Origin of the sequence: Psychrobacter sp. JB385 (assembly GCF_900163785.1) — a bacterium.
In the GTDB taxonomy this organism is placed as follows: domain Bacteria; phylum Pseudomonadota; class Gammaproteobacteria; order Pseudomonadales; family Moraxellaceae; genus Psychrobacter.
Genome location: NZ_FUKN01000013.1, coordinates 241,615 through 254,902 on the forward strand (window position 1 = coordinate 241,615; position 13,288 = coordinate 254,902).

General features: G+C 41.1%; 11 protein-coding genes and 2 pseudogenes. All 13 read left to right on the forward strand.

Translation table 11 applies throughout. From position 1 onward, the window contains the following. Nucleotides 1-70 precede the first annotated feature (70 nt). The gene (locus tag CZ794_RS08295) at nucleotides 71-937 is read left to right on the forward strand and encodes a hypothetical protein (RefSeq protein ID WP_087041144.1); all 867 of its coding nucleotides are present in this window, start codon (nucleotides 71-73) and stop codon (nucleotides 935-937) included. Between the two features lie 240 nt (nucleotides 938-1,177). Further along, the gene (locus CZ794_RS08300) at nucleotides 1,178-1,573 is read left to right on the forward strand and encodes an ATP-dependent Clp protease adaptor ClpS (protein ID WP_087041145.1); all 396 of its coding nucleotides are present in this window, start codon (nucleotides 1,178-1,180) and stop codon (nucleotides 1,571-1,573) included. A gap of 723 nt (nucleotides 1,574-2,296) precedes the next feature. Beyond that, nucleotides 2,297-3,613: pseudogene (locus CZ794_RS14295) on the forward strand (AAA family ATPase); the annotation flags it as partial. Between the two features lie 150 nt (nucleotides 3,614-3,763). After that, nucleotides 3,764-4,846: pseudogene (locus tag CZ794_RS14300) on the forward strand (AAA family ATPase); the annotation flags it as partial. A 163-nt stretch (nucleotides 4,847-5,009) separates the two neighbouring features. Continuing rightward, nucleotides 5,010-5,747, forward strand: a complete 738-nt coding sequence (locus tag CZ794_RS08310; protein WP_087041147.1) for a uracil-DNA glycosylase — start codon at nucleotides 5,010-5,012, stop codon at nucleotides 5,745-5,747. Then, a complete protein-coding gene (tadA, locus tag CZ794_RS08315; RefSeq protein WP_087041148.1) occupies nucleotides 5,748-6,317 on the forward strand; it encodes a tRNA adenosine(34) deaminase TadA in 570 nt (189 codons plus the stop codon). Nucleotides 6,318-6,476: 159 nt separating this feature from the next. After that, the gene (gene cmk / locus CZ794_RS08320; RefSeq protein WP_087041149.1) at nucleotides 6,477-7,247 is read left to right on the forward strand and encodes a (d)CMP kinase; all 771 of its coding nucleotides are present in this window, start codon (nucleotides 6,477-6,479) and stop codon (nucleotides 7,245-7,247) included. Nucleotides 7,248-7,541: 294 nt separating this feature from the next. Then, entirely contained in the window at nucleotides 7,542-9,230 is a 1,689-nt protein-coding gene (rpsA, locus tag CZ794_RS08325) for a 30S ribosomal protein S1 (protein WP_087041150.1), read from the forward strand. Nucleotides 9,231-9,574: 344 nt separating this feature from the next. Further along, nucleotides 9,575-9,880 carry an integration host factor subunit beta gene (locus CZ794_RS08330; RefSeq protein WP_062844148.1) on the forward strand — a complete coding sequence of 102 codons (306 nt, stop codon included), beginning with the start codon at nucleotides 9,575-9,577 and terminating at the stop codon, nucleotides 9,878-9,880. A 116-nt stretch (nucleotides 9,881-9,996) separates the two neighbouring features. Further along, a complete protein-coding gene (locus CZ794_RS08335; protein ID WP_087041656.1) occupies nucleotides 9,997-10,404 on the forward strand; it encodes a lipopolysaccharide assembly protein LapA domain-containing protein in 408 nt (135 codons plus the stop codon). 80 nt (nucleotides 10,405-10,484) lie between these two features. Then, nucleotides 10,485-11,183, forward strand: coding sequence for an orotidine-5'-phosphate decarboxylase (pyrF, locus tag CZ794_RS08340; RefSeq protein WP_087041151.1), 699 nt, complete (start codon nucleotides 10,485-10,487; stop codon nucleotides 11,181-11,183). Between the two features lie 269 nt (nucleotides 11,184-11,452). Continuing rightward, nucleotides 11,453-12,250, forward strand: a complete 798-nt coding sequence (locus CZ794_RS08345) for a metallophosphoesterase (RefSeq protein ID WP_087041152.1) — start codon at nucleotides 11,453-11,455, stop codon at nucleotides 12,248-12,250. A gap of 159 nt (nucleotides 12,251-12,409) precedes the next feature. Then, entirely contained in the window at nucleotides 12,410-13,246 is an 837-nt protein-coding gene (locus CZ794_RS08350) for a histidine phosphatase family protein (protein ID WP_087041153.1), read from the forward strand. Nucleotides 13,247-13,288 lie beyond the last annotated feature (42 nt).

The following is a 13,288-nucleotide window of genomic DNA, read 5'->3' on the forward strand; positions in this document are numbered from 1 at the left end:
TATGATGCTAGGTATTGATTATAAATTCCGCTATAATGGCTTGCCTTTTCTGTTAAGAGATATTGTCTAAATGCGTGTTAAGTTCGTACAACGCTTTTGCTCACAACCAACACGTTTATCGTGCCAAGCCTTTACTTTGCGTCATAGAGAACCTAGATTGTATTCTATTGACACGAACAATGGGTCAATACGTGCGGCCGGTAATGGACAGCAAGGGGCATCCACACTGCTATTGGCGCTATTTGTAGTGGTGGTTTTGGTAACAGCTACGGTTGGATTACTATTTGGACACAAGCTGGGTTATCAACGCGGTTTTCATGCTATGCAGACGGAAACCAAGCAGGCGATGATCAACAGCAGTGAAGCAACCAAAGAGCTTGAAAAACTGCGCTTGAGTAACAAAATAGCGACTAATCAAGCAGCTACTGCTAAGCAAGAATTGGCAATAAGCTTGGCCAATATCAAAGAGTTGCGTGAGAACCAAAAAGAATTAACGGTCGAAAATAGACAACTTTCACAACTCAATGAAGCATATGCCGAGATTGTCGTTGATGAAGGCGGTATGCCATTGAAGATACTTGGCGCAAAAATCAAACCCTTACCTGAGAACTCGTTTGAGTATGGTTTTGATGTGGGTATGCTGAGTAGCGACGGTCAAGCCAAACGCTTACAGCCAACTTTGACACTGCTCAACGATAACTCTTTAGTGGAAGTACCATTAGATCCAGCAGTCTATAGCATTGATGGTATTACCCGTATCCGTGGTCGTTTTACAATGCCAACAGGCTTTAGACCACTACAGGTCAAACTTAATCTAAAAGCAGGGGGGCAAGAGATAGAGCAGTTGTATAACTGGTCGCTAGGAGCCAGTGTGGATAATATGCCTCTCTCACTTCTCGACTTGTCAGAAGTCGATGAAAGCCCTATTGATCCCTAATTGTGTAGTGATTGATGATATTGGCCTCAGTAAAGATACGAGCTGTATAAAATAACTCTTGATTTGTTTTCTGTCTCTCTCGATAAGATTGATGCGGGCGAAACCCGTACCGTTGATAGATGAATATGGCAGCAAATTTATTGGCTCAGTGATGGGTAGATATGATACTCGCCCTTCTAACTCTCCATTCTTTTCTATTCAAACTTACCTTATAATTTTATTGCTATTATTATGAAACAAATGATACTTGAAACAACGCCCACTGTTTTAGATTGGCACTTTCCAAATATGCCAGCTCATCGTGCACAAGAAGGCGATACAGATGGCGAAACCTCACCACAAGCTGATGTACTTGTCGCGGAGCCAGAAGTGGCTAAGCCGCCGATGTATGCTGTCGTAATGTATAATGATAACTATACACCGATGGAATTTGTGGTCTATGTTCTACAGTCAGAATTCCGTCATAGTATGGATTCGGCAGTTGAGATTATGCTGACAATACACAATAGTAGTAAGGGGATTGCTGGTATTTATCCTAAAGACATTGCTGAGACTAAGGCCAAAAAGGTCAATAGTCTTGCCCATCGTGAAGGCTATCCTTTACTGACTCAAATAGAACCGCATCAAGGCGAATAACGGTTATTTTGAAACCCCTATATTTAAGTTTTTTATGTCAACTCAAATGGCGGTACCTCTGCTACTGACAATACTCTACAATTATTCAAACGTCTTAAATGGATGACACTATTGATAAATATGATAGGGATTTTGAATCGGGCTTCTGACCTTAAGATTTTTTCTTATAAAAATTTTTTGAGCAATACTTATCTCATCACTGGCTTGATTTCCCTTCCATATAACCTCATATAATTTATCAAACTGTCAAATGATGGTTTGTATAATGATGATTTTATTCTCCTTATTTTTTGCTAGTATTCAGATTCTCCTCATATTTATCACGTATCCCGCTTAAAAAGCACCTTCATATTTTCTCTATTCTCATTTTATATTTCAGTTATTTGTTAAGCTTCACACGTCATTTAACGTCTTATTTACTTATCGATTCTGACAGACATAATGGGCAATATGCTTCGATACATTTTAGTCTGCGTTAATAGATTGACTCTGATTGAGTATCGTGCTGAGATAAAGACAAAGCAGATAGCAGTTATCAAGAAGCGTTATCTATGATAGGTAGTCAAAAGATATCAGAATGAGGCAGGATTCATCTCATTTAGCATTACCTGTTTAATAATATATACATTACCCTTGAACAATTCATCTATTGCCCTGATTTACTTACTAACTCATTAATAAAGCTATCAATTATAAAGATAGGTATAACCGTAGGAAGCCGTTATGTTAAGTCGTCATCTTGAAGTTTCTTTGCGTTTAGCAATGACACTTGCGCGCCAAAAATCGCATGAGTATCTCACTGTTGAACATTTATTATTAGCGTTATTAGAAAATACTCATGCTGCCAATACATTGACGGCATGTAATGCTAACGTTTCAACGCTTCGTACTGAGCTTGAGGCTTATATTAATAAGCACACGCCAACTGTTGACGCTGACACTGAGCAGTCACCACAACCAACGCAAAGTTTTGATCGTATCCTACAGCGGGCCATTTTTCATGTGCAGTCTATTGGTGGTGGTCGCCTTGTAGAAGGGTCGGATATCTTGGTTTCTATGTTTTCAGAGCATGACACCTATGCAGTTTATTTGCTTAAAAAACAAGGTATTAGTCGTCTTGAGCTGACTCAGTATTTATCACATGGTCAAGATAAAGATGAGCCGTCTGAACCACGCGCTTCTATGACGGGTGAGCGCCGAAGTGCCTCTGAAAAAACCAGCAAAGATCCATTGGTAGAATATGCAACCAATTTAAATCAGCGCGCTGCTGAAGGCAAAACGGATCCTTTGATTGGTCGTGCTTCTGAGATTGAGCGTGCCGCCCAAGTCCTATGTCGTCGCCGTAAAAATAATCCCTTACTGGTTGGTGAACCAGGCGTTGGTAAGACTTCTATTGCCGAAGGTTTGGCATGGTTAATTATCAATGACAGAGCACCAAAACCGCTTAATGGCTGTGTCATTTATAGTTTGGATATTGGTTCTTTGATTGCGGGTACTAAATATCGTGGTGACTTTGAAAAACGCATGAAGTCATTGCTTGACGCCCTCAAGAAAAAGCCAAACGCCATCTTGTTCATTGATGAGATTCATATGATTATTGGCGCAGGGTCGTCAATGAGCAGTAATATGGATGTGTCAAATCTAATCAAACCAGCCCTTGCCAACGGTGAGCTGCGCTGCATCGGCTCAACGACTTTTACCGAATACCGTCAAGTATTTGAAAAAGATCATGCATTGTCACGTCGTTTCCAAAAAATCGATGTGAAAGAACCAAGTGTTGATGACAGTATCGACATTTTGCGAGGTCTCAAACCGCGTTATGAAGAGTTCCATAACGTTGAGTATACGGATGAAGCGTTGGTATCTGCAGTACAGTTATCTGCTAAGCATATTCATGAGCGCTTTTTACCAGATAAGGCGATTGATGTGATTGATGAGGCAGGTGCTTATAAGCGTTTGGGTGTGATTCCTGATGCTGCCGATATTGATGCTGAAGAAAGCTTTATCGCTGATATAGAGCAAGACTTTGACTCACAAATAGATAGTGATGATGGTTTTGACAGCGATAACGAGGATGTTGACAACGAAATGAAGCGTGAGGCCGATACAGCAAAAGCCAATGATCGTGCTCAATCATCTGATGAGACTAAAACATCCAAGAGTAAGAAGAAGCCACCAATAAAAATTGATGTGGCAGATATCGAGGCCATTATTGCAAAACTTGCGCGTATTCCACCCAAATCTGTGTCGAGCGATGATAAGAGTATTCTTGAGCATTTAGATCGTGATCTTAAGCATTTGGTATTTGGTCAAGATGAAGCTATTGAGACATTGGCTGACGCCATCAAGTTATCACGCGCTGGCCTCAAAGCACCAGACAAGCCGATTGGTTCGTTTATGTTTGCTGGCCCAACAGGCGTTGGTAAGACAGAAGTGTCACGCCAGTTAGCCAATCTATTAGGTGTGGAGCTGGTACGCTTTGATATGTCGGAGTACATGGAAGCTCACACAGCGTCACGTTTGATAGGTGCGCCTCCAGGTTACGTCGGATATGATCAAGGTGGTTTGCTGACCGAAAAAATCAATCAGTATCCACATTGTGTGTTGTTACTTGATGAGATTGAAAAGGCGCATCCTGATGTCTTTAACTTACTATTGCAGGTTATGGATCATGGTACGTTGACGGACAACAATGGCCGCGTTGCTATCTTCAAGCAGGTTATTGTGATTATGACCACAAACGTTGGCGCTGATAGTATCAGTCGCTCTTCTATGGGCTTTACCCAGCAAGATCATAGTCGCGATAATACCGAAGCTCTTAAACGTGTGTTCACACCCGAGTTCCGTAACCGATTGGATGCGATCATTCAGTTCAACCCATTGGATACCTCAGTTGTGGTGTCAGTGGTTGATAAGTTCTTGGTTGAGCTGCAAGTGCAGCTTGATGATAAACAAGTAACGTTAGAGATTGATGATGACGTACGCGATTACTTGGCAGAGAAGGGCTATGATCGTTTGATGGGTGCACGTCCAATGCAGCGCTTAATTCAAGACGAGATCAAAAAGCCATTGGCCAGTATGATTTTGTTTGGTGATTTGGTCAACGGCGGAGTAGTACACCTTACTTTAGAGCCTGAAGCGACTGATTCAAAAGATGAGACAGCAGTGAAGTTGAATAAAAATTCAGATAAGGGTTCAGCAAGCAGCCGTATTGTCTTAACAGTCGTAGAGACTCATGAACCACACCCAGACTCTGAATCACTAGCCAGTTAAATCATTCGTACCAATATTATAAGAACGGTTACCATGTTAGTGGGGTAGCCGTTTTTTTATTGTTATAATTTACGATTACGCCAATAGATTATTTTTTGGCCCTATATTAAAAAGTATTCACGCGCTTCTTTTCTCTATTTATAACAAATATAAAGGATATATTATGGAACTGTTTGATGAGCCGAAGACAAAGACAGATGAACAAAAGCAAGCCATTTTAGACAATGTGCGTTTGCCAGAAGATTGGAAAAAGGCATTAGCAGAAGAACTCACGTCTGACAATATGGACAATCTAAGAGCTTTTTTAAAGAGTGCCTATCAATCCAATGAAAGTATTTACCCACCAGCTCCTTTGATATTTAATGCTTTTAATTTGACGCCGTTGTCACAAGTAAAAGTCGTGATTTTGGGGCAAGATCCTTATCATGGTCCAGGTCAGGCAATGGGATTGTCTTTTTCAGTACCCAAAGCCATTCCAAAGCCGCCTTCACTAAATAACTTGTTAAAAGAGATGGCGGATGATATCGGTATTCGTCCTTCAAATCATGGGGATTTAACCTATTGGGCGCAGCAAGGTGTGCTGCTTTTGAATAGCTCATTGACTGTGAAAGAAAGTGAGCCTAATAGCCACCAAAATCAAGGTTGGGAGCAGTTCACAGATGCCGTCATTGACGTGATTAATGAGCAGACCGACCACACTGTTTTCATATTGTGGGGCAGTAAGGCGCAAAAAAAGGGGAAATATATTAACACAGACAAACACCTGATTTTGACGGCTGTACATCCATCACCACTTGCCGCGAATCGTGGAGGGTTTTTTGGAACTAAGCCATTTTCTAAGACCAATGATTACTTAAAACAGTATGGTCGAACACCCATTGATTGGCAACTGCCGCAGTAAATGATGAATATCTCTAATCTTCGACAATCTTTTTTATCAGCAACTCAGCTGACAAGTATAAATCTTGAAAACTGTATATTTTGGCAGGTTCAAGATGTCCAGTGGATGCAAGAAGCACTGAAGCTTGCCAAGCAAGGTGCAGTGCTTGGAGAAGTGCCAGTCGGTGCCATATTGGTACATAATCATCAGATTATCGGTCAAGGTTTTAACGAACCTATCGGGCGTCATGATGCAACTGCTCATGCTGAGATCGTGGCACTAAGAGATGCCTGTGCACGTCTAAAGAACTACCGCTTACCATTGCAGACGACTCTGTATGTGACGCTAGAGCCTTGTACGATGTGTGTTGGTGCTATGATCCATGCACGTGTCGACAGGGTGATATATGCAGCAAATGAGCCACGAGCAGGTATGGCGGGTAGTCAAATGAACTTGCCTATTCAGTCTTTTTATAATCATAGTATGCAAGTCAGTAGTGGATTATGTAGTCATCATAGCAGTCAAATGTTAAAGGCATTTTTTCGTGCCCGTCGTAAAGCCACAAAAATCAAAGACAATGTAAGCAGTTAACAAGATATTAATCTTGCCGCTAGTGATAGTTGGCTTTCTTTGCTATAATATTGCCCTATTTGACTGCGGAATAATAAAAGCGCAGTCAAAAACTTGATAAGTAAGTATGGCTAAATTGCAAAAGATTATATAGGTATCATCTATCACTAAGTGAGTATTATGACTGTTTCTACACCTGATAGCTCCACACCTAGTTATAAGGAAAATGGTTCAGCGCAACTATTGCGTTTTCCGGTCATTTGTATTGACGGCCCAAGTGGCGCAGGTAAAGGCACAGTAACGTGGCGTTTGGCCCAAGCTTTGAATTATCAGTTGCTTGATTCAGGTGCGTTATATCGTATTGTAGGTCTGAAAGCATTTGAAGCAGGTTTGATTACCGAAGATGCCAGCAACGTAATTGATGAGGCGGCTGTATTAGCGTTGACACAGAATTTAGAGATATCTTTTGTACCGAATAATGAGTCAGGCCGTGTCGATATTATCGTCAATGGTGAGGCAGTGGGTGAGCAAGTTCGTAACGAAACAGTCGGCGGTTATGCCTCACAAATAGCAGTATTTCCAGAAGTTCGACAAGCATTGCTTAAACTTCAAAAAGACATGGCAACCCGTTCAGGGTTGGTCGCTGATGGTCGCGACATGGGCACAGTGGTATTTCCGGACGCTGACGTAAAAATATTTTTGACGGCAAGTGCTGAAGCGCGTGCTGATCGCCGTGTGACGCAGTTATTGGCAGCTGGTCAAGAAGCGGATTTTGAAGCGATTTTAACGACTATCAAGGCTCGTGATGAACGTGACGAAAATCGCGCAACGGCACCATCCAAGCCTGCAGAAGATGCTTTGTTGCTGGATAGCTCAATACTAGATGCTAATGCCGTCTATGAGCAAGTGAAACAACATTGTCAGGATCAAGGCATTTGTTTTAATAGTTAATAAAAACAACATATTAAGTACTAAAAATTTCACTATAAGCTTTAACTTTAGTATAAAATTGTACGAATAGTAATCTTAATAAAGTGGCTAAATCATCTAACTGTTAAGTAAGCTTTAAAGAATGAGTGTTAAAGACAGTTGTTGTTAATGAGTTCCTAAAGCTATTTGCTTATTATCAACAAACGTTTTTTTATATGACTACATAAGATATAAAACCAGTATTCTCGTTTTATGCTGTCATAAATTTGATCCGTACTGTGCTGGACAGGATACGGCTATACAAAGGTAGAAATAATGGAATCATTTGCTGAACTATTTGAAGCGAGCATTGAAGAACAGGGTCTGGATATCGAGCGTGGCTCGGTTATTACAGGTACTGTTGTGGCCATCGACAGTGATTGGATCACAGTAGATACTGGTCTTAAATCTGAAGGTATCGTCGCTCGTGAAGAGTTTTTAAGCGAAGAAGGCGAACTTGAAGTTGAAGTTGGCGATAGCGTTGATGTTGTGGTTGAAGCGGTTGATAATGGTATGGGTCAAACCTTACTATCACGCGAAAAAGCCAAACGTGTTGAAACGTGGAATGTCCTTGAAAAAATCTATGACAACGATGAGATCGTAAAAGGTATCATTTCTAGCAAAGTAAAAGGTGGTTTTACTGTAGACGTGGGTTCAGTACGCGCGTTCTTACCAGGCTCGTTGGTAGATGTACGTCCTATTCGTGATACGACGCATCTTGAAGGCAAAGAGCTAGAATTTAAAGTTATCAAACTTGATCAAAAACGCAACAACGTTGTTGTTAGCCGTCGCGCAGTTATGGAAGCTGAGAATTCAGCTGAGCGTGAAGAGCTATTGAACAAGCTTGAAGAAGGTATCGAGATCGAAGGTATCGTTAAGAACCTAACTGATTACGGTGCGTTCGTTGATCTTGGCGGTATTGATGGTCTATTGCACATCACTGACATGGCATGGCGCCGTATCAAGCATCCATCTGAAGTGGTAGAAGTTGGTCAAGACCTAAAGGTTAAAGTATTGAAGTTTGACCGTGAGCGCAACCGCGTAAGCCTAGGTCTAAAACAACTTGGTACTGATCCTTGGGATAACGTTGGCGGTACATACCCAGTTGGTAGTGTTGTAAAAGCGCGCGTAACCAACCTAACTGATTATGGTTGTTTTGCTGAGATTTCTGAAGGTATCGAAGGTCTAGTACACGTATCAGAAATGGATCATACCAACAAAAACATTCACCCATCTAAAGTAGTTCAAGTGGGCGATGAAGTTGAAGTAATGATTCTTGATATCGATGAAGAGCGTCGTCGTATCAGCCTAGGTATCAAACAAACTCTAGCTAACCCATGGGATGAGTTTGATAAGAAACATGAGCGCGGTGACAAAATCACTGGTACGATCAAATCAATCACTGACTTCGGTATCTTTATCGGTCTAGACGGTGGTATTGATGGTCTGGTTCATCTGTCTGATATCTCTTGGAACGAAACTGGCGAAGACGCTATCCGTAACTACAACAAAGGCGACACTGTAGAAGCGATGGTATTGTCTGTAGATGCAGAAGCTAACCGTATTAGCCTTGGCGTGAAGCAGTTAAGCTCTGATCCATTCAACGAATACCTAGTCAACAATGACCGTGGTGCTATCGTTAATGGTAAAGTAAAAGAAGTAGACGCTAAAGGTGCTACTATCGAACTTGCTGACGAAGTTGAAGCTTATCTACGTGCTTCTGAAATTCAGCGTGACCGCGTTGAAGATGCAACTAAGCATCTATCTGTTGGTGATGACGTTGAAGCGAAGATCATTAGTGTTGATCGTAAAACACGCAACATCAACTTGTCTATCAAAGCGAAAGACGAAGCTGAAGAGCGTCAAGCGATTAAAGATCTTGGTAGCACTAGCGCAGCTGCTGCTCCAGGTTCTGAAGCACAACCAAAAACAATTGGTGACTTGATCAAAGAGCAAATGCAATAAGCTACAAATTGCTAACATAAAAGTATGATAAAAAAAAGCGACTCCGGTCGCTTTTTTTTATAAGTAAACTTTGGGTTTGCTATTTCTTGATAAGGTTTTTGCTTAAAGAGGCAAACTCTTGTTTTCATTTACTATAATATCCGCTATCATTTGCAACATTGAGTAAAGATATACAAATCATGGCTTACTTAGGCTCATAATAGTGGCATGATCTATAGATTTCTACCATAATCGATGCGATGATAAGAGTAATTTTTTAAACAGTGTTATTATAAAATATTACTTGGAAGCAACAGTCTAAGCTAAAATCGTCTTATCCATTAATCAACAAGGCAAGCGTAATAATGCAGCAAGCAATCAACAAGTCCGAATTTATTAGTAATTTGAGTGCAAACTGTGACACGATGACTGATACAGTGGTCGATGACGCAGTACGTGAAATATTGAATCTGATGACCCATACTTTGTCAAATGACGGTCGGGTAGAAGTTCGTGGATTTGGCAGTTTTTGTCTTCACCACCGCCGTGCTCGTATGGGGCGTAATCCTAAGACAGGAGAAAGCGTACCAGTACCTGCAAAGGCTATTCCACACTTTAAGCCAGGTAAAGCATTACGTGAAGCAGTCAACGACAAAGTTGCAAATGGTTAATCATCATCATAGAATTTAACTGAATAAAAACTCTCGATGAGACAATAAGCTAGGAAATTTTACTAGCATAGGATTTTCAGAATATTAACGATATTCCAAACTGAGGTATGTATCTCATGCGATTTTTACTCTTTGTCCTATTATTTTTAAGTTTTGCTTATGCACTTGGTCTGGTATTGGCAAACAATACCGAGATTGGCGTAAACTTACTATTTTCGCAAGCACCTACAATGAATCTAGGATTATTATTAATCCTTTGTCTTATACTTGGTGTCGTCATTGGCATCTTGTTGGCTTTACTTATTTTCCGTGTCCTACAAAATAAATGGGAAATATCACGTTTGCAAAAAGCAAATGCAAACTTGCAGGAACAACTGACTCAAGCCAATATTGTGATTGATCGTCAAGCAAACTCACCAACAGTAGAAGATGCTGTCTATGGTTCTACCACAACTGGCATGCAAGACACGACAACAACGACTGCAGCCAAAGAGCCTATTCTTACCAAGCATAAGCGAGATTAATTTGGTGAGTAGGAGGTTTATGATTAAACCTGAACCCTATGTATGGTGTTTTAATAATTTAATATAGATATGGCAAAACCATGAATAATGTAACTCAGTCTCCCATCATAGTTGCTTTAGACAATATGAGTATGGCGGCATCCTTAACGTTAGCAGATCAGTTAGACCCAGCACTGTGTCGATTAAAAGTAGGTAAAGAGCTTTTTACTCGCTGTGGTCCGAGCATCGTTCAAGCCTTACATCAGCGTGACTTTGATGTATTTTTGGATCTAAAATTTCATGATATCCCTAACACGACTGCACAAGCCGTTCTTGCTGCTGCTGATTTGGGAGTCTGGATGGTGAATGTGCATGCAAGTGCAGGGTTAGAGGCGATGTCATTATCCAAACAGCGCTTACTTGATGGCAATTTTGAGACATTGCTTATTGCCGTTACGGTATTAACGTCAATGGACAAAGTAGCGCTGTCACAAACTGGTATCGTTGCAGAATTGGATGAGCACGTCAGCCGATTGGCGCAATTGACTAAGCAAGCGGGTCTTGATGGGGTGGTTTGTTCGGCACAGGAAGCCAAAGCACTCAAAGCGCTATGCGGTCATGACTTTAAATTGGTAACTCCAGGTATTCGTTTGCCAGAAGATAATGCTGATGATCAAAAGCGTATTTGTACGCCAAAGCAAGCGCTCAATGATGGTTCTGACTACTTGGTTATTGGTCGTTCAATCACGCAGGCACCAGACCCTGCTGCCAAACTGCAAAAAATATTGCAAAGTATTTGAAAGTCAGTCTGAGCGCCTAACGTAATAACCAGCAACGAGCAGATTTAGTATTGTATCTCGAAAAAATCATAAAAAAGACAGCTTATTACGCTGTCTTTTTTACTTTTTGTAGAGATGAAAAAAGGTGCTACACTGTTTGAAATTGTGCTCTTGTCATACCTAAAACTGTGCTTGATTGGTATGACAGTGACTCAATTTGTTCTCAGCAACTTTGATTTTGTTTATCACTCGAGTTTTTAAAATAGCATCATAAAATAATACTGGAAAATATGAAATTACAGATCTTAAGCGACTTACATATCGATAGCTATGCCCGTCAGTCGCATCCTATAGGACATATCCCTAAGACAGATGCAGACGTGGTGTTAGTGGCAGGAGATACTGCCAATAGTGACAGCGGAATGCCTTGGCTACAAGAGCAGGCAGCGCGTCTACAAGTGCCTTTGATTACCATTGCAGGCAATCACGAATACTTCAATGAGAATGTGCTCGATTTTGATGAGAAGCTGGCTACTTGGGATAATTATAATAATGAGTCAATGCAAGGGGTAAAGATACTACAGTGTCAACATATTGATATTGATGACGTACGAATTCTAGGATGTACGTTATGGACAGATTATCAATATAAAGCCAATGAGGAGACCATGGAAAAGGCCAAGCACTTTATGCGTGACTACAAGCAAATATACGCAGGCACCGAGCTATTTTCACCTGAGGTATCAATACAAATTCATGCTAAGCAGCGCCAATGGCTTCAGCAAGCTTTGATAACAGCAAAAGAGCTGGGCAAAAAAACCATCGTGATGAGCCATCATAGTGTAAGCCCGCTATCAGTCTCTGAGAAATATGCGAGCCTACCGAGTAATGCTGCTTTTGTCAGTGATTTTTCTGAATGGATGCATAAAGATTGGGCGCCAATGCTTTGGGTACATGGTCACACTCATGAAGCCTTTGATTACCGTATCGGTAATACGCGTGTGATCGTTAATCCGCGTGCCTATCCTAATGAAGTCAGCAGTACGGCTTTGGCATTTTCATGGGATAAAGTGATTCATATTGACTAGTTTGGATATGCGGAGTTTAAATGTCTTGACGAACAATACCATAAAACTTCTATGAATTACTTTTTTATCAAAAGCTTTTATTTTTATAGTGATCGCTTATATTACAATTGATCTTATATTTCATTCATTCGTATCCAAAAATCTGCTACGCTTATCAGTATGAGTAAACATCAGAATAATCCCATATCTAAACTGTCTGCTGAGAAGCTTGCGAAGCATACTCCAAGTGCACCAGCGCCTTCACATCTGCCTGATAGCATGATCTCATCCGTCCGCCTATTGCCTGAAGGCGAGCGTCTGATTTTATTTACCAGACACTCGCTACGAGAGCGCTCTGATGGTAATGGTTTTGCCAGTTATCAATTACCACTGACTCCAAAAGGGCGTGTACTAGCAAAATCTTGGGGCCGGTGGTTGGCTGGGCATTTACCCTATTCACTTGATGTCGACAGCATCTCAAGTCCGATTGGTCGTTGTATTGATACGGCGCAGTTAATGCAAGAAGGGGCAGGGCTTAGGCGTGATATTGCGCATCAGTCATTACTGGTCGAGCCAGGTAGCTTAGTCACTGAACCTGACATTGCTACGCCTATATTTAAAGAAATTGGCGTCCTCAATTTTATCAACCGATTCTTGCAAGGAAATCTTGAAGGCACCAAAAATGCCTACCAAGGCGGTCTCGATATCCTATCACTTTTTTATCAGAATCAGCCGCAACATGGTCATTTGATGCTAGCTGTCAGTCATGACACTTTGCTGTCCGCGTTTTTGGCGGTTATGTTTGATGTGGTTGAGATCGATTGGAATGATTGGCCAAAGATGATGGAAGGGGTATTTTTGTGGTTTGATGATAAACCTTTTGAACAAGCAAATGCTCATTTTGTCTGGCGCGGCGAGGTATATGTTCGTCCAATAAGCGCTTTGTTGGACAGTTACCGTGCAGCGGGTTTCCATGCCAGCACCTTATTGTTACCGCCAATCGCAACATCGAAGTAAGGCCAATCTTAAAAAATTGCCCATATCAAATATCTAGCTTGT